Genomic DNA, 18,032 nt, shown 5'->3' on the forward strand with positions numbered 1-18,032 from the left:
GGACCCGTGCCCCGCCGATCATGAATTCCGAAGTCCGATCCGATCACGCCAACGCGCCGCGCACTGTCATCTCCGTGCGGGACTTCAACTTCTACTACGGCCGTAAGCAGGCTCTGGAGAACGTCAACATCGATATTCCCGAGCGCCAGGTGACCGCCTTTATCGGGCCGTCCGGATGCGGCAAGACCACGCTGCTGCGCAACTTCAACCGGATGAACGAGCTGATCGACGGCGTGCGTCACGAGGGTGATATCACGCTTGCCGGCCGCAGCATCTTCGACCCGTCCGTCGAAGTGATCGCGCTCCGCCGCCTTGTCGGCATGGTTTTCCAGAAATCCAATCCCTTTGCCAAGTCCATCTACGAGAACATCGTCTACGGTCTGCGCATCGCCGGGGTGCGCCGGCGGCAGGATTTGGACGAGGCGGTCGAGCGCAGCCTTCGCGGTGCGGCGCTTTGGGACGAGGTCAAAGACCGCCTGCATGAAAGCGCGCTCGGTTTGTCCGGAGGCCAGATGCAGCGGCTTTGTATCGCGCGCGCCATCGCCAACCGCCCGAAAGTGCTCCTCATGGACGAGCCGTGCTCGGCCCTGGACCCCATCGCCACTTCGCGCATCGAAGAGCTGATCAACGAGTTGAAATCCGAATACACCATCGTGATCGTGACCCACAATATGCAGCAGGCCACGCGATGCTCGGACTACACCGCGTTTTTCTACCTCGGCAAGCTGATCGAGTTCGACGCCACTTCGAAAATTTTCACCAATCCGCGGGAAAAGCGGACGGAAGACTACATCACCGGCCGGTTCGGCTGACGGGCGGGACAGCCGCTCAAATCAATCTCACGCCGCCGTTCCCCGCGGTCACGCGTCCGATGGCGAACACGGGTTCCCCGATGGCCGCGCGCACGGCTGATTCGTCGGCCGGGTCGCAAACCATGACCATGCCGATGCCCATGTTGAACGTGCGGAAAAGTTCCGTGTCGGACAAGCCGCTCGCCTCGCGGATGAGGGCGAAGAGCGGCGGAACCGGCCAACTTTTGCTTTCGATGTCGGCGCCGGTTCCTTTGGGGAGGACGCGGGGAAGATTGTCGAAGATGCCTCCGCCCGTGATATGCGCGAGTCCCTTGATCAGCTTTTTGTCCAGTGCCGCGCGCAGCACGTTGAGATACGAGCGGTGAGGGGCGAGCAGCGCCTCGCCGATGGTCCTTTCCAATCCCGCCGGCGTGGCGTCAAGGGGAAGGCCGCGGAAGATTTTCCGCGCGAGCGAATATCCGTTGGTGTGCGGACCCGAGGAGGCCAGCCCGAGCAGGACGTCTCCGGGCGCGATGCCGGGACGGGGAAGAAGATCGGATTTCTCGACCGCCCCCACCATGGTTCCGGCCACGTCGAATTCGCCCAGGCAATAAACCCCGGGCATCTCGGCCGTTTCTCCCCCGAGCAAAATGCACCCCGATGCGGCACAGGCATCGGCCATGCCGCCGACGATCTCCGCAATGCGCGGCGCGGAAATGGCGGACGACGCGATGTAATCGAGGAAGAACAACGGTCTCGCACCCTGCACGAGGAGATCGTTGATGCAGTGGTTGACGATGTCGTGCCCGATCGAATCGTAGCGTCCGGCGGCCGACGCGAGCATCACCTTGGTCCCCACTCCGTCGGTCGTGGCGACCAGAACGGGATGATCGAATTTTTTCAACGCCGATGCATCGAGGGCCCCGCCGAAAGAACCGATGCCGCCGAGGACTCCGGACGAATGCGTGGCCTCCACCTTTTTCTTGAGCAGTTCCACCGCGCGGTTGCCTTCGTCGATATCGACCCCGCTGGCCGCGTAGCCGCCGGTCGCCCGGGCCAATTCGCGCCATCCGATATCGCGGCGCATTTGGCGTCCCTCGAATTCTATCATCCGCGCTGCCCGGTAAGACCGCTCCCTCGCTTCCTCGAGATTTTTTCCGGTCGCCGTGACGTTGAGCACGCGTCCACCCGAGGTGACGATGGCGCCGTTTTTGTCGGCAGTCCCGGCGTGGAAAATCCGCACGTCCCCGACCTCTGCGGCACGGTCGAGTCCGGCAATCGTGTCACCGACGACCGGTTTTTCCGGATAGCCCCGCGCAGCCAGCACCACGGTGCACGCGGTCTGGTCTCGCCAACGGACCGGGGTCTCGGCCAGTTTGCCCCCGACGCATGCCAGCGCGATTTCGCGCAGGTCGGTATCCAGCAAAGACAAAAGAGTCTGCGCCTCGGGGTCGCCGAACCGGCAGTTGTATTCCAGAAGTTTCGGGCCGTCTTTCGTCATCATCAGACCGGCATAGAGAACGCCGACATACGGCGTGCCTTCGCGGGCCAGGCCGTCGATTGTCGGACGGACAATCGTCTCGAGGATTTGCTTCACCATCGCGGGCGGGCAGATCCTCGTCGGTGCATACACTCCCATGCCTCCGGTATTGGGACCGCTGTCTCCCTCCCCGATGCGTTTGTGATCCTGCGCCGGAGGCATCGCCACTACCGAGCGCCCGTCGGTGAAAACGAGGAGCGAAACCTCGGGGCCGGAAAGCTTTTCTTCCAGCACGATTGGCCCGGATTTGGCCAGCCGCTCGATGGCACTGTCGCGCTCGGCGGCATTTTCCGGGACGACCACGCCTTTGCCCGAGGCCAGACCGTCGGCTTTCACCACAACCTCGAAGTCCTGCGCGGCCGCCCATGTTTTTGCTTCCTCTGCCGCACCGGGGCCGGAAAAATTCGCGCTGCGCGGCGAGGGGAGTCCGAGCTTTTTGGCGAACTCGCGGCAAAAACCTTTGCTTGTCTCGAGGCGTGCTGCGGCGCGCGAAGGCCCGAAAACTTTCAGTCCGGCACCGCGCAGCGCGTCGGAGACACCCGCTTCCAGCGCGCTTTCGGGTCCGACGAGGACGAGGTCGATTTTCTCGGCGGCGCACAAAGCCGTCACTTGTGCCGGGTCGCAGACATCGACTTGGCGGCGTGCGCGTGTTCCGCCGTTGCCGGGCGCAACGAGCACGGTGTCGCCGTAACGGGCGGCGCTTTGTTCCAGCGCCCAGGCCATCGCGTGTTCCCTTCCGCCGGAACCGAGGACCAGGATCTTCACGCGAGCACTCCTTCGAAGGATGTTTTTTCGGTCACGCGCGAGACATCCACCGGGTAGCGGCCGGTGAAGCATGCTGTGCAGTAACCCGACTTTTTGCCGATGGCCGCCATCATCCCCTCGACGGAAAGGAATGCGAGCGAGTCGCAGCCGACATGGCGCCGCAGTTCCTCGGGATCGAACCGCGCGGCGATGAGTTCCTCGTAGGTTCCCATGTCCACACCCATGTGGCACGGGTGCATGACGCGCGGCGAAGTGATGCGCATATGGACCTCTTTGGCCCCCGCCTCGCGCATCAGTTTGACCAGCTGCGCGGAGGTCGTGCCGCGCACGAGGGAGTCGTCGATCACGATCACGCGTTTGCCCGCGATGTTGGCCTTCAAAACATTGAATTTCATCCCGACCCTGCGCTCCCGCAGCGATTGCGTCGGCTCGATGAATGTCCGGCCGACGTAGCGGTTCTTGATGAATCCGTCGTTGAATGGAACACCCGATTTGCGCGAGTAGCCTATGGCGGCGGGGATGGAAGAGTCGGGGACGGGGACGACCACATCGGCCTCGACGGGCGACTCCACGGCGAGTTGCTCGCCCAGACGCTGGCGAACCTCGTGCACACTGCGCCCGTCCCATTCGCTGTCGGGACGGGAAAAATAGACGAATTCAAACGAGCAACGCGCCCCGCCGCCCGGCGCGACAGCCGTCCGGCGCCTGGAGATCTTTTTGCCGCGGATGGTGATGATTTCTCCCGGTTTCACTTCGGCGATCTGGTCGCAGCCGAGGATGTTGAGCGCGCAGGTCTCGGATGCGAGGGCCCATCCGCCTTCGGGCGTGCGTCCGACAGAAAGCGGGCGGAATCCCCACGGGTCGCGCGCAGCGACGACGGAATCGACGCCCAGCACGACGAGCGAGTAGGCGCCTTTCCACGAGGGCATGGTGCGCTCGAGGCGGTCCTCCCATGTGTTGCCGCTGGCGGAGGCGAGCATGAGCGCCATGACCTCCGTGTCACTCGCCGCGGTGAGGGCGAATCCCCTGCTCAGAAGTTGCGACCGCAGTTCTCCCGCGTTGACCAGCGAACCGTTGTGCGCGACAGCCAGGGGGCCGTGCATGGTCTCGACGAGAAACGGTTGGGCGTTGCGAGCGGTGGACGAGCCGAGCGTCGAATAGCGTGTGTGCCCGATGGCATGGTAGCCCCGAAGGGGCGCGAGGGTTTCGGGTGTGAACACGTTGGAAAGCAAACCGAGGTCCTTGTGCAGGCGTGCGCGCTGCCCGTCGGACACCGCGATGCCTGCCGCCTCCTGCCCGCGGTGCTGCAGGGCGAAAAGCCCGAAAAAAGCGAGTTGGGCCGCCTGTTCCCCGCTGGGTGAGGAGACCGCCACCACGCCGCATTCCTCGCGGGGATGGTCGCAGTCGCGTGTGAGGGACACGGGGTCCGCGGTTCCTTCGGTTCGTGTTGGAGTGTTCACAGGATTCCGGCGGCTTCGAGGTTGGCTTTGATTCGGTCGGCGATGGGCGTGGAGCCCGCGACAAATTTTTGTCCGGTCAATGCTTCGTAAGTTTGCACATAACGGCGCGAGGTCTCTTCCCAGACTTCCGCCGGCAGTTGCGGAAGGGCTCCGTCGCCGCCGTATCCCGCATCGGCCAGCGCGCGCCGGATGATCTCCTTGTCCGTGCTCTCGGGCTCGGCTCCGGCGGCAAAACGCCCGTCGTAGGTGTCTGCAATCCAGAAACGCGAGGAGTCGGGCGTATGCGCTTCGTCGATGAGCATCAGTTGCCCGTCGCGGTCCAAACCGAACTCGTATTTGGTGTCGGCAAGGATCAGTCCGGCGCGGCGCGCGGTCTCCTGTCCGCGGGCGAAGAGTTGCAACGCGGTCCTTTGCACGCGTTCCCAAAGTGTCGGCTCCACCAGCCCGCGTTCCGCGACCTCCGCGCAAGTGATGGGCTCGTCATGCTGCCCTGCCTCGGCCTTGGTCGTCGGCGTGATGATCGCCTCCGGCAGAGGCGAATTTTTCTTCAGTCCTTCGGGCATGCGGTAACCGTAGATTGTCCGCTCGCCCTCCGCATAGCGCTTCCACAGCGAGGTGGATGTGACACCGGTGATGTGGCCGCGCACGACGACTTCCACCGGCAGCGGTCTTGCCTCGCGCGCCACGAGCGCGTTCGGGTCGGGAGTGGACAGGGCATGGTTCGGAACGATGTCACGCGTGTGTTCGAACCACCACATCGCGAGCTGGTTGAGAACCTGACCCTTGAACGGAACGGCGGCGACCAAGCGGTCGAACGCGGAAAGGCGGTCGGTCGTGATGAAAAGGCGCTTTCCGTCGGGCAGATCGTAGCTGATGCGCACCTTGCCGACCCTGCGGCCGGGCAACGGCAAATCGATGTCGGTGAGCGTTTCCCGGGTCACGGCGCTCAATTCTTGCGGGCGAATTCCACGCCGTTGCGGAACAGGGGCAAAGCGAGCCCCGGAGCGGCAGCCCCGGTGAAGGAGCGGCCTTGTCGGGCAGTCACGTGATTTTCCGGATGGGGCATCATTCCGAGCACCAGACCGGAATCATCGCAGATGCCGGCGATGTCGTCCACCGAGCCGTTGGGATTTTCCGGGTATTTTCCGTCGGCGGCGGAACCGTCCTCGCGGGCGTAGCGGAAAGCGATGCGGTCGTTGGCGCGCAAAACCGCCAGGGTTTCCGGCGGACAGGAGAACTTGCCTTCGCCGTGCGCCACAGGGCAGCGCAGCGGCGCATCGAGCCCGCGCGTCCAGATGCAGTGCCGCGACGAAGGTGCCAGCGTCACCCATCGGCACTCGAAATGTCCGCAGTCGTTGTGCTGCAGGGCAGCCGGTGCGCCTCCCGGGAGTAATCCCGAACGAACGAGCATCTGGAAACCGTTGCAGATACCGATCACCGGTGTCCCCTCTGTAACCTTGCGCCGCAGCAAATCGCCCAGACGGTGATCGATCTCCATGGCGAAGACGCGGCCCGAGCCCAGGGCATCCGCATAAGAAAAGCCTCCGGCCACCACGATCAATGCGGCCGCTTCCAGCGCACCCGAACGCTCAGGCAAATCCAACAGATTCACGTAGGAAGCATCCGCGCCGGCCGTGTTCAAGGCGAACACCGCATCCTCATGGCGGTTTGTGCCTGGCGCACCGAGAACAACAGCTGACGGTCTCACGAATTTTCCCCTTTCCATGCGTTGCCCAGTTCCTGCGCGGACCAAGTGTGTTTGCCCCCGCGCGTGGTAATCTGCAGGTTGCGAGTCGCGACAACGTGCCCGATGGCGCGAGCCTCCGGTCCGACGAGCGCGAGCACTTCGGCCAATTTTTTCTCCGGGACTTCGAGGATGATGCGCCCGAGCGATTCGGAAAACATGGCGGCCACGGCGTCTTCATCATCCAGCCCGGCCTCGATGCCGAACCGGCTGGCGATGACCATCTCCGCAAGCGCAACTGCCAGACCTCCCTCGCTTGGATCGTGCGCCGACAAAACGAGGCCCCGTTGTATCGCTTCATGGATGCGGCGGTAGCGTGACGGGGCGCTGGGATCCGGCGCCGGAACCACGCCGTCTTGGCGACCGGTGACAAGATTCAAATGGCTCCCGCCGAATTCCCGGCGCGTCGTGCCGGTTAGCACCAGGACGCTGCCTGCGCTTTGCAACGATGTTCCGATCGCGCGTTCGGCGTCGGGCACATGTGCCATGGCGGTGATGACGAGCGTCGGCGGGATAGCCCGCTTTTTCCCGTCCGGTGCGACAAACTCGTTGTTGAGCGAATCTTTTCCGGAGACGAAAGGCGCGCCGTAAAGTTTCGCCGCGTCGCAGCAACCCCGAACGGTTGCCACCAGTTGACCGAGGGTTTCCGGACGCCGCGGGTCGCCCCACGAAAAGTTGTCCAGTAGCGCGACCTGCGAAGGGTCGGCGCCGGCGGCGACGACATTGCGGACCGCCTCGTCGATCACCGCGTAAGCCATGCGTTCCGGGTCGGTCACACCGTAGCAGGCGTTGACCCCGATTCCCAACGCGAACCCCGACTGGCGCTCGGGCGGAGCGATGACGGTTCCGTCCGACGGCCCCTCTTGTCCGGGGCCGGACATCGGCCGGACCACCGTGGCCCCGAGCACCTCGTGATCGTAGCGGTGGATGATCTTTTCCTTCGAGGCGATGGTCGGGTGGGAAAGAAGCGCGAGAAGCGCGGACTGCGCATCGACATCGCGCTGTGATTTGTCATCGCCGCGCACGGGCTCGGGAAGGGTCGCGTCTAGCTGACGGCGAGGGCGCCCTTTGTGCAAAAATTCCATGGGCAGGTCGACGACCGCGTTGTCGCCGTGGCGGACGAGCAGGCGCGCATCACCGGTGAACTCTCCGATGTCGTTCGCGCAAAGCCCGAGATGCCGCGCACGCGCGAGGACCTCCGGCGCAAGCTCCGGCGGAACCGCCAGCACCATGCGTTCCTGCGCTTCCGAGAGCCAGACCTCCCACGGAAGTAGGCCGGGGTATTTCCGGTCCACCGCGGTGAGATCGACCGACACCCCGGTTTTTTCACCCATTTCGCCGACGGCCGACGACAAGCCGCCTGCGCCGCAGTCGGTGATCGCGCGGCACAGAGGGTCGGGTCGGTCGAGCAGTTCGACGAGCAGGTCGGAGGTCAGCCTCTCGACGATCGGATCGCCGATCTGCACCGAGGCACCGGCCACCTCGCCCGTCGTGGCGTCCATGGTCATGGACGAAAATGTCGCCCCGCGGATCCCGTCGCGTCCGGTCGCACCGCCGATCACGACGACGCGGTCGCCCGGTTGCGGTCCGGTGAGTTTGTCATAGCCCTGCAGGACTTCGCCGACGCACCCGCAGAACACGAGGGGATTGGCGATGTAGCCCGGATCGTAAACCACGGCGCCGGCCGTGGTGGGAATGCCCATCTTGTTGCCGTAATCGGCGACGCCCTCGACCACGCCTTCCTCGATGACCGCCGGATGCAGCACGCCCTCGGGTAGTTCGTGGTGGTCGAGATCGCGGGGACCGAAACAGAGGATGTCGGTGAGCGCCACTGCGCGTGCCGGGGCCGCCAGAACATCGCGGATCACGCCGCCGACACCGGTGTTGGCTCCGCCGAAAGGCTCGATGGCGCTCGGATGGTTGTGCGTCTCCGCCTTGATCGCGAGTCGCACACCGTCGGCGAATGAAACGATCCCGGCGTTGCCGTCGAAAGCCGAAACGACGAAGGGCGCCTTCATGTCGCGCGTCGAATTGCGCAGTTCGCGAAGCAGGGAGTCCACTTCGCCCCGCGCCGAGCCGTCAGGCCCGCGCAGGCTGATCTTCGCCGAAAATGTTTTGTGGGAGCAGTGGTCGCTCCACGTCTGGGCGATCGTCTCCAGTTCGGCGTCGGTCGGATCGCGCCCCGCCGCACGATACCATTCTGCCACGGCGGCGATTTCCTCCGGGTCGAGCGCGAGGCCGCGTTCGGCGTTGACGCGGGCAAGCGCTGCGGTGTCGAGATTTCGAAGGGGAATCGTTTCGACCGTCGCGGTGTCCGATTGGGCGGAGTCGGCAAATCCCGGAGCAACGGCGCCGAAGGACCATGTCTCGATCACCGGATTGCAGAGCAAGTTGTGGACAAGAAAGCGAAGCTCGTCCTCTGGAAAATCCGCGGCCCCTTCGATGACAAACGAGGCTCCGGTTGCCACTTCGATGCCGATACCCATGCGCGCGGCACTGGCGGCCAGCTGCATCCCCACGCGATCGGTGACCCCCGCGCGCCGTGCCACCTCGATGGTCGCGTTTTTGCCGGCTTCCGGTTTTGGGGTCGCCGGCGTGCCGCTCTGCTTCTCGATGCGGGCGGGCGAGGACAAAGGCTCGTCGATGAGCGCATCGACCAGACGTTTGATGGCGGCTTCATCGGCCTGTCCGCGCAAATAAAAGACCTCGTGCGCTTTGATGGCGACGCCTGGAAAACCCAGGTGCTTCGCCTGGCGCGTGAGCGATCCGTCGCGGTGTTTTCCCGCGGCCCTGACAATGCGCCAGACGATGTTTCCGTTTTTCATGTCGGGTGATTTGTCGGCCATCACGAACCGGATGGTGCCACGGTTTGCACTCTGCGCGCCAGCGATCCGATGACCGCGGGGTAGAGTTCGTGTTCCGCCTTCTGGATGCGCGCATGCAGGGTGTCCGCCGTGTCGCCTGCGAGGACCGGCACTTCGCACTGTTCGATGATTTCGCCGGTGTCCACGCCGTCATCGACATAGTGCACCGTGCAACCCGTGGTTTTGTCGCCGGCGGCGAGAGCTTTCTCCCACGCGCGCGATCCGCGGTGTGCCGGCAGGAGCGAGGGGTGGATGTTGATGATACGGCGGGGATAGGCCGAGAGCAGAACGGATCCAACGATGCGCATGAACCCGGCGAGCGCCACGAGATCGACATCCCGGGCCCGGAGCGCATCCACGATTTTCCTTTCGGTTTCCCCGTCGAGTTTGCCCCGCGGGCTCGGCGGAACAATGCACTCGGTGTCCACGCCGTGGCTGCGGGCGATTTCCAGGATGCCGGAGTCGGGCACATCCGAAATGACCACGCTTACTCGCGCTGGGATGGAGCGTTCTCCGATGGCGCGCAAAATCGCGCCGAGGTTCGAACCGCGCCCTGAGCCCAGCACGCCCAAACGCAGCATCACGGGCCCGCTCACCGCGCCATGCCGACGTTCTGCACCATCTGGAAAAGTTTGCCCTCGGATTTGATCGAAGGCGCGATGATGACTTCGGTCTCCTGGAATTCGCGCAGATTGGCCGCGCCGACATTTCCCATGCAGGTGGTGATGGCGCCGACGAGATTCTGGCTGCCGTCGTCCACCTCGGCCGGGCCGAAAAGGATCTGCCGCAGCGATCCGGAAACGCCGACCTTGATCCGGGTGCCGCGCGGGAGGTTGGCGTGCGGGGTTGCCATGCCCCAGTGGAATCCGCGACCCGGCGCCTCCTCCGCTTTGGCGAAGGCGCTTCCCACCATGACGGCATCAGCCCCGCAGGCCAGCGCCTTGCAGACGTCGCCGCCTTTGTTCATGCCGCCGTCGGTGATGATCGGAACATAGCGTCCGCTCTTCTTGTAATACGCATCGCGTGCCGCGGCGCAATCGACCGTGGCGGTGACCTGCGGCACACCGAGGCCGAGAACGCCGCGCGAAGTGCAAGCCGCCCCGGGGCCCACGCCGACGAGAACGCCGGAGACGCCGCATTCCATGATTTCGAGCGTGACGCCGTAGGTCACCGTGTTGCCGATGATGACCGGGCATTTCATCGTCCGGCAGAAATCCGAGAGGTCGAGCATCTTGTATTCGCTCGAGATGTGGCGCGCGGTGGACACCGTGCTCTGGACGACAAAAACATCGACGCCCGCTTCTTGGGCGATGGCGCCGCAGCGTTCGGCCTTCTGCGGGATCGCGCTGACCGCGGCGATCACGCCGGCGTCTTTGATTTCCTTGATCCGCTTGGCGATGAGATCCTCTTTGACCGGCTCCAGATAAACTTTCTGAAGGAGGGCGGTGACTTTGTCTTTGTCCGCCGCAAGCACCTCGGCCAGGACCGCATCGGCATCCTCGTAGCGCACCTGCACGCCCTCGAGGTTGAGCACGGCGAGTCCGCCGAGTTTGCCCATGGCGATGGCGAAGCGCGCATCCACCACGCCGTCCATCGCGCTGGCGAGGATGGGCAACGCCATTTTCAGCGCGCTGCCGTCGGGACGCGGGATTTCCCACGTCGTGTCCACCTCGTTAGGGTTGATCGTTACTGCGCCTGGCACCAGGGCGATTTCATCGAAGCCGTAGGTCACCCGCGCTTTGCGGTTGCGTCCAATCCACATTCCCATGAGGCCCGCAGATCGTAGCGGGTCGGACGCGGCTTGGCAATCCCGCTGCGGAAAACGGCGGCATATTTTTTTACGGCGCGAGCCGGCGGATCCCGGGCCGGCGTTTTTCGCCCCCCCATGTGACGAAAATGTGACACTAAAAGACTTTCGCCGGCGTCGTCCGACGGGTTTTCTGCGCCCCGCCTATGAAAACCCGCACATTTCAACCCACCATACTCCTCGCCCTGACGGCCACGGCCTGCATCGCCACGGCCCGGGCCCAGCAACTCTCCGGCGCCGGCGCGACCTTCCCGGCCCCGCTTTACCAGCGCTGGGGCAACGAGTATCACGCGAAAAACCCCGGGGTGGAAGTCAACTACCAGTCGGTCGGCAGCGGAGCAGGGGTCAAAAATTTCCTCCAAGGCGTCGTGGATTTCGGCGCGAGCGATGCGGCCATGAGTGACGAGGAGATCGCCAAGGCGCCCCGCGGCGCGGTGATGATTCCGCTTACCGCGGGCAGCGTGGTGCTGGCCTACAATCTCCCCGGCGTCGAGGGCCTCAAACTCAGCCGCGAGGCGCTGGCGGGAATTTTCCTCGGGACGGTCACCAAGTGGAATGACCCGCTCCTTGCCAAGGACAACCCCGCGGCGAAGCTGCCCGACGCGCCGATCACTGTGGCCTACCGCTCCGACGGCAGCGGCACGACGTTTGTCTTCACGCAGCACATGTCGGCCATCAGCAAAGAGTTCGATGAAACGGTTGGCTGCGACAAATCGGTGACCTTCCCCGTCGGCATCGGCGGGAAAGGCAACGAGGGCGTGACTGCTTTGGTCAAACAAACGCCCGGCACCATCGGCTACGTCGAATACGGATACGCGAAAAACAACGGCCTTTCCGTCGCTGCGCTCGAGAACAAATCGGGCAACTTCGTCACGCCCAGTCCCGAGAGCGGCGCCTCCTCGCTCGCTTCGGTCGAGATGCCGGCCAACCTGCGCATCTGGCCGGTCGATCCCGCCGGCGCCGGGGACTATCCGATCACATCTTTCACCTGGCTCCTTCTGGCCAAAAAATACGATGACGCGGCCAAATTGGCGGCCCTCAAGGGCTTTGTCACTTACGCACTCACCGAAGGCCAGGCGTTGGCCGATCCTCTCGGCTACATCCCGCTGCCGGCATCCGTGATCGAAAAAGCCAAAGCCGCTCTTAACTCCGTCGAATAACCTGCAAGAGAATATTCCAACAGACAGCCCATCATGAAAAACAAGAACACACCCACCATGCGGCGCGTGACCACGCGCATATTCTTCGCGCTGATCTTCGCGATCTGTGCAGGCGTTGTGCCCCAAGCGCAAGCCGCGGACACCAAAAAATACGAACCGCTCACGCTCGAAGAGTGGTGGAACGGCAAGAAATTCACCGGCAACTGGTTCGGTGCGCGCGATGCGATTGCCGACCACGGACTGTCCTTCGAAGGTAAGTGGCGTGGCGCCTACTACGGCGTGGTGGCTAGCCAGAACGGGCAACGGGGCTTCTTCGACGAGGAGCTGCTCTTCGGTGCCAAGGCCGACTTCAAAAAGATGCTCGGCGTTGATGCCCTCGAAGGTCTCACCGGCTTCGGCGAGGTGCGCTGGCGCGAACCCGGCTACGACTCCAACCCGAATAACTACGTGCAGGCTAGTAGCATGTTCAACCCTTCGCACTTCCAGTCCGGCACCGGTTGGCGCTTGCTCACCTTCGGGCTCAAATACGTCACGCCCGAGCTTTTCGGTGCGAAGGAGTTTCTCACCATCACCGGCGGTTGGGTGCGTCCGCAGAAAGAATTCATCGACCAGCCCATCTCGAAAATTTTCGTCAACAACGCGATCGAGAGTGCCAAAGGCATCGGTGGCAATATTCCGTTCTCCTCGAGCTTCTCGTCCTGGGGCGGAACCGTGCAAATCAAGCCCGTCGAGTGGCAATACACCAAGCTCGGGCTCTTCATGGCTTACCCGGAGTCCACATTCAGCAGCAACAACGGCCTGATGTTCGAGGGCTACGCGCCCGACCCATCGCAAAACAGCCTCTTTTTCATGGGTGAAACCGGGATCACGCCGAAAATCGGCGCATCGAAATTGCCCGGCCGCTATGCATTTGGTTCTTACTACTACGGCGAGGACAACCGCGTTTACGGCCAGCCGAAATACGGCTTCTACTGGCAGGCCGACCAGATGCTCTATCGCGAGTCTTCTGCGCCGGCAGCCGAGGGCAAAAAAGCGGAACTCTCGAAAGAAGGCCTGAGCATGTTCAGCCTGGTCACCTGCGCGCCGAAATACAACGGACAATACCCGTTCTATTTCCAGACTGGTCTGGCCTACGAGGGTCTCATTCCCACGCGCAACAAGGACACCACCTACATCGGCATGGCGCTAGGTGATTATGACGATTACACGCGCGTGACGAGGCGCACTCCGGCGAGAAATCGCCAACAAAAGACCTACACCGCGGTCATCGAAGGCGGCTACAAAGCGCAGCTCAATGGATGGGCTTTCATCCAGCCCTACTTCCAATACATCTCGCAGCCGAACGGCAACACCTATATCGCTAACGCCGCCATCCTCGGATTCATGGCCGGCGTGGATTTCTGAGGCGCATTGCGGCCCCGCGCGGGGATTCGCCTTGCTCCGCGGACGGCCCATTTTACGCTCGCACCGGTGAAAATCGGATTCATCGGTTGCGGGCGGATGGGATCGGCCTTGGCGCGGGGCGTCGTCGCGGGCGATGTTTGCCTTCCCGGGGACATTGGGCTCTATGACACGGAATCCCGCGTGGCACGGGAGTTGGCCGAGGCGCTGGGCGCCTCGGTCGCGGCGGCTGCGCCCGCTCTCGCCGCGCAATCGGATGTCATCGTTCTCTGCGTCAAGCCCAAGGACGCAGCGGGAGTTTTGTCCCCTCTGCGGCGCGAACTTGACGGCAAGCTGCTTGTTTCCATCGCCGCGGGCATTTCCATCGCCTCCATGCAATCGGCAGTCGGGGCGGGATGCCGAATCGTGCGTGTCATGCCGAACACTCCGGTGATGGTCGGCAAGGGGGCTTCGGCTTACGCGTGCGGCGGGGGCGTGACGGCAACGGACACCGATAACGTGCAGAAAATTTTCGGCTCGGCAGGCCGCGCATTCCGCGTCGAGGAGGGGATGCTCGATGCCGTGACGGGTTTGAGCGGCAGCGGTCCGGCTTACGTTTATCTTTTCATCGAAGCGCTGGCCGAGGGCGGCGTCGCCGCGGGATTGCCGCGCGAATTGGCGCTCGCGCTCGCGGTGCAAACCGTGTCGGGTGCCGCGGAAATGGTGGAAGCCACGAAAATGAGCCCCGCGCAATTGCGGGACATGGTCACCAGTCCCGGCGGAACGACAGTCGAGGGTCTTGCCGCGTTGGATCGCGCGGGTTTCGCGGCCGCGGTCAAGGATGCCGTGGTTGCAGCCGCCAAGCGCTCGGAGGAACTTGGCCGGAGCAATGCGTAAAGAATCCTTGGTTTTTCTCATGGTGCCGCTTCTCGCGGCAGTAGGTGTCCTGCGCGCTGCGGACGAAACTCCCGCACCTGAACCGTCGGCTTCCGAAGAGCCGGCGCGTCTGCCTTTTCGTGGCTCGCCCGGGGGCATTCGCGAGTCGGCGCCACAGACGGAAAAGGTGCCCGTGGAAATCCCTCCCGAGGCCGAGCCCGCGGTGGAATCCCTCGCCGTCGAGGCCATCGGCAACGACGGAATCAAGGCTTTCGAAGCGGGTAACTTCGGTGCCGCGCGCGAGGCCTACCTGCGCGTGCTCAAAGTGGAACCGAACAATTTGCCGGCCTTGGTCAATCTCGGCTCGGCCGAATACCGCCTCGGCAACATGGATGAAGCCGAGCGTCTTTTGCGGCGTTCGCTTCAAATCAAGCCCGACAACCCGACCGCCTGGCTCAACCTCGGCATCATCTATCTCGAGCGCAAGGAACCGATGCGCTCGCTGGCGGCCATCGCGCAGGCCGTCGTGCATTCGCCAAACGATCCCGTGGCGCGCAACTACCTCGGTGTCGCCGCCGGACGCAACCGGTGGTTCGATGCAGCCGAGTCCGAATTGCGGCGTGCCATCGAACTCAAGCCGGACTATGCTGACGCGCATTTCAATCTCGCGGTCTTCTGCCTCGAGCGCGATCCGCCCGCGGTCGAACTCGCCCGCCGGCATTACCAGAAAGCGATCGAGCTGGGGTCGGCGCCCGATCCATTGATCGAGAAAGCGCTGAAAAATTAGAACCGCTGGAAGGTCCGCCGGTTGATTCGTCCGCCAAAAGCGGGCATTATTTCCAATTCATGCGTGCGCTCACGGCCACATTGCTGATCTGCCTGTTCGCGGCGTTTTCGCCCGCGCAGGCCGCACCTCCGGATGTCCACGGTGCCGCGGCTATTCTTGTCGATGTCCGCTCGGGTCGCGTCCTTTTCAACAAGAACTCGCGCGAGCCGCGAGCCGTGGCCAGCACGCAGAAACTTCTCACCGCCCTGATCGTCGCCGAGGCCGGCAACCTCTGGGAAACGGTCACCATTATGCCCCAAGACACCACCGTCTCGCCGACCAAGCTCTACCTCAAGCCGGGGCAGAAATACTCGCGGCAGGAACTGCTCACCGCGCTTCTCGTCAAAAGCGCCAACGATGTGGCCTGCGCTTTGGCCCGTGACAACGCCGGCAGCGTCGCCGAGTTCGCCGGGAAAATGAACCGTCGTGCGCGCGAGATGGGCGCCGGAAATTCGAATTTCGTCAACCCCAACGGTCTGCCCGCCGAAGGCCAGCATTCCACGGCGCGTGACATGGCGATCATCGCGCGCAACGCCTACTCCAACCCGGTGATCCGGCGCATCGTCGCGACCAAGAGTTTCGAGTTCCACTTTGCCGATGGGCGCGTGCGCGAGCTGGTCAACACCAACCGCGTTCTTCGAACCGCGCCCTTTTGCAACGGAATGAAAACCGGATACACCGACGCCGCGGGTCACTGCCTTGTGTCCAGCGGTCAAAGCAACGGGCGCGACGTGATCGCCGTGGTCCTCGGCAGCTCCAAGGCGAACGTCTGGGCCGATTCGCAGAAACTCCTCGAATGGGGGTTGCGGCTTTGAACAACACAACACGGATCGACTACGCGGCCGAGCTGAACGAGCAGCAATTGGCGGCGGTGACTTCTCCCGGCGGCGCGTCGCTCGTCATCGCCGGCGCGGGCAGCGGCAAGACGCGCACGCTCACCTACCGCGTGGCTTGGCTGCTCGAGAACGGTGTCAAACCCTGGAACATCCTGCTTCTCACGTTCACCAACAAGGCCGCACGCGAGATGACAGGCCGCGTGGCCGAGTTGCTCGGGCCCGACGCCGACGGCATCTGGGGCGGCACCTTCCACTCGATCGGCAACCGCATCCTCCGCCGCCATGCCGAGCTGATCGGATTCCGCCAGGGTTTCAGCATCCTCGACCGCGAGGATCAGACCGATCTTCTCAAAAGTGTCGCGGCCGACGTCGGGACGCCTCGCGACAAACGCTTTCCCAAGCCCGACGTGCTGGCCGAGCTGTTCTCGCTTTCGTCCAACACCGGCGAGCAACTCGAGCAGATCGTGCACGACCGGTTCGGCTACTTCGAGGGCATGGCCGACACGATCGTCTCGGTTCGCGGCGCTTACGAGCGGCGCAAAGTCGCGGCCAATGCGATGGATTTCGACGATCTGCTCGTGCGGACGAACGAATTGCTCCGAAACCATCCGGACGTTGCCGATCATTACCGCGAACAGTTCCGCCACGTGCTTGTCGATGAATACCAGGACACCAATCTCGTCCAGGCGGACCTTGTCGATCTGCTGTCTTCCAAGCACGGCAACGTGATGGTTGTGGGCGACGATGCCCAGTCGATCTATTCGTGGCGCGGGGCGAACTTCGAAAACATCCTCAACTTCCCCAAGCACCGCGAAGGAGCGCAGACCTACCGCATCGAAACCAACTACCGCAGCGTGCCCGGCATCCTCGACGTGGCCAATGCCGCCATCCGCGGCAACATCCGCCAGTTCGAGAAAAGTCTCCGCGCCTGGCGCAAGGAGGGCGGACGCCCGGTGCTCGCCGAATTGCCGACCAACAACGACCAGGCGGCCTACGTTGCGCAGCAGATTCTCGAACTCAACCGGCAGGGCATGGAGTTCCGCGACATGGCCGTGCTTTACCGTGCGCACTTCCACTCGATGGAAATCCAACTCGAGCTTACGCGACGCGGCATCCCGTTCGAGGTCACCAGCGGGTTGCGCTTCTTCGAGCAGGCGCACGTCAAGGACGTCGCGGCATTCTTGAAATTTGCGGTCAACCCGAGCGACGAAACCGCATTCCGTCGCATGGTCCGGCTGTTGCCCGGCGTGGGCGAGAAGACGGCGGACAGCCTCTGGTCCGTGGCCAAAGCCGGTGCGGAGTCGGCCGCGCCCTTCGGCGAAGTATTGCGCACGGCCAAGCCGCCGGCGCGCGCCGCGAAAATCTGGGAACAGCTGGCTGCGACGCTCGACGAGATCGCGCCCGAGCGCAAACCGATCGCTCCCGACCTTGCCATCGAGACCGTGATGGAAGCGGTTTACGAGGACTACATGAAGGCCGAGTTCGCCAATTACGAGAACCGCCGCGAGGACTTGCGCACGCTTACCGGATACGCACGGCAGTTTTCCTCGATGGAAGAATTCCTCGCGCAGGTCGCGCTCCTGACCAATGTCGATGGGGCCGGCGCGCGCGATGACACGGATACCGACCGGGTCGTGCTATCCTCCGTCCATCAGGCCAAAGGTCTCGAGTGGCGCACGGTGTTTGTCGTGTGGCTCACCGAGGGCATGTTCCCGGGTTCGCGTTCGCTGGAAAACTCCAACTCGCTCGAGGAAGAGCGGCGGCTGTTTTATGTCGCGGTCACGCGCGGACGCGACCACCTGCATCTTTGCTACCCGCAAATCCGCCTGAACAGCGGATACGGCGAGCCGTTCCAGCGCCGCTCGCGCTTCATCGCCGAGATTCCCGCCCACCTGCTTGAAAAACCCGGGGCCGACGAAGCTCCGCGTTCCCCGGCCTCCGCAGCGGCGAAAAAATCCGGCCAGCGCGACTGGTGGTATTGAC

Annotated in this window: 14 protein-coding genes; 7 read left to right on the forward strand and 7 right to left on the reverse strand. The window is 63.6% G+C overall.

Annotation, left to right across the window (positions count from 1 at the left end; all coding sequences use genetic code 11):
- The first annotated feature begins 20 nt into the window (after positions 1-20).
- On the forward strand, positions 21-812 hold the full coding sequence (locus tag FGM15_04080) for a phosphate ABC transporter ATP-binding protein (protein ID MBU3665042.1): 792 nt from the start codon (positions 21-23) through the stop codon (positions 810-812).
- Between the two features lie 16 nt (positions 813-828).
- Here FGM15_04080 and purD read toward each other — a convergent pair whose 3' ends face one another.
- From purD to FGM15_04115, 7 genes are read right to left on the reverse strand one after another with little or no spacing between them, the layout of a single operon-like run.
- Positions 829-3,096, reverse strand: a complete 2,268-nt coding sequence (gene purD, locus FGM15_04085) for a phosphoribosylamine--glycine ligase (protein MBU3665043.1) — start codon at positions 3,094-3,096, stop codon at positions 829-831.
- A complete protein-coding gene (gene purF, locus FGM15_04090; GenBank protein ID MBU3665044.1) occupies positions 3,093-4,517 on the reverse strand; it encodes an amidophosphoribosyltransferase in 1,425 nt (474 codons plus the stop codon). Before purF ends, purD begins: the two co-directional genes overlap by 4 nt.
- A 35-nt stretch (positions 4,518-4,552) precedes the next feature.
- Positions 4,553-5,497: a phosphoribosylaminoimidazolesuccinocarboxamide synthase gene (locus FGM15_04095; protein ID MBU3665045.1), complete on the reverse strand. Its 945-nt coding sequence runs from the start codon at positions 5,495-5,497 to the stop codon at positions 4,553-4,555.
- A gap of 5 nt (positions 5,498-5,502) precedes the next feature.
- Complete coding sequence (gene purQ / locus FGM15_04100) at positions 5,503-6,282, reverse strand: phosphoribosylformylglycinamidine synthase I (protein ID MBU3665046.1); 780 nt, start codon at positions 6,280-6,282, stop codon at positions 5,503-5,505.
- Positions 6,261-9,146, reverse strand: coding sequence for a phosphoribosylformylglycinamidine synthase subunit PurL (gene purL / locus FGM15_04105; protein MBU3665047.1), 2,886 nt, complete (start codon positions 9,144-9,146; stop codon positions 6,261-6,263). Before purL ends, purQ begins: the two co-directional genes overlap by 22 nt.
- Positions 9,146-9,745 (reverse strand): phosphoribosylglycinamide formyltransferase, encoded by a 600-nt coding sequence (locus FGM15_04110; protein ID MBU3665048.1) that lies wholly within the window; start codon positions 9,743-9,745, stop codon positions 9,146-9,148. Before FGM15_04110 ends, purL begins: the two co-directional genes overlap by 1 nt.
- Positions 9,746-9,756: 11 nt before the next feature.
- Positions 9,757-10,932: a GuaB3 family IMP dehydrogenase-related protein gene (locus FGM15_04115; GenBank protein ID MBU3665049.1), complete on the reverse strand. Its 1,176-nt coding sequence runs from the start codon at positions 10,930-10,932 to the stop codon at positions 9,757-9,759.
- 185 nt (positions 10,933-11,117) lie between these two features.
- Between FGM15_04115 and pstS the strand changes: the two genes are divergently transcribed.
- The 6 genes from pstS (at position 11,118) to FGM15_04145 (ending at position 18,031) form a co-directional block, all read left to right on the forward strand.
- The gene (pstS, locus tag FGM15_04120; GenBank protein ID MBU3665050.1) at positions 11,118-12,131 is read left to right on the forward strand and encodes a phosphate ABC transporter substrate-binding protein PstS; all 1,014 of its coding nucleotides are present in this window, start codon (positions 11,118-11,120) and stop codon (positions 12,129-12,131) included.
- A 33-nt stretch (positions 12,132-12,164) separates the two neighbouring features.
- A complete protein-coding gene (locus FGM15_04125; protein MBU3665051.1) occupies positions 12,165-13,535 on the forward strand; it encodes a carbohydrate porin in 1,371 nt (456 codons plus the stop codon).
- Between the two features lie 96 nt (positions 13,536-13,631).
- Positions 13,632-14,408: a pyrroline-5-carboxylate reductase gene (proC, locus tag FGM15_04130; protein ID MBU3665052.1), complete on the forward strand. Its 777-nt coding sequence runs from the start codon at positions 13,632-13,634 to the stop codon at positions 14,406-14,408.
- Positions 14,353-15,174 carry a tetratricopeptide repeat protein gene (locus FGM15_04135; GenBank protein MBU3665053.1) on the forward strand — a complete coding sequence of 274 codons (822 nt, stop codon included), beginning with the start codon at positions 14,353-14,355 and terminating at the stop codon, positions 15,172-15,174. Before proC ends, FGM15_04135 begins: the two co-directional genes overlap by 56 nt.
- Before the next feature lie 59 nt (positions 15,175-15,233).
- Positions 15,234-16,028 carry a D-alanyl-D-alanine carboxypeptidase gene (locus FGM15_04140; GenBank protein MBU3665054.1) on the forward strand — a complete coding sequence of 265 codons (795 nt, stop codon included), beginning with the start codon at positions 15,234-15,236 and terminating at the stop codon, positions 16,026-16,028.
- Positions 16,010-18,031, forward strand: a complete 2,022-nt coding sequence (locus tag FGM15_04145) for an ATP-dependent helicase (GenBank protein ID MBU3665055.1) — start codon at positions 16,010-16,012, stop codon at positions 18,029-18,031. Before FGM15_04140 ends, FGM15_04145 begins: the two co-directional genes overlap by 19 nt.
- Position 18,032 lies beyond the last annotated feature (1 nt).

The sequence above is a fragment of the Chthoniobacterales bacterium genome (genome assembly GCA_018883245.1).
Classification (GTDB): domain Bacteria; phylum Verrucomicrobiota; class Verrucomicrobiia; order Chthoniobacterales; family JACTMZ01; genus JACTMZ01.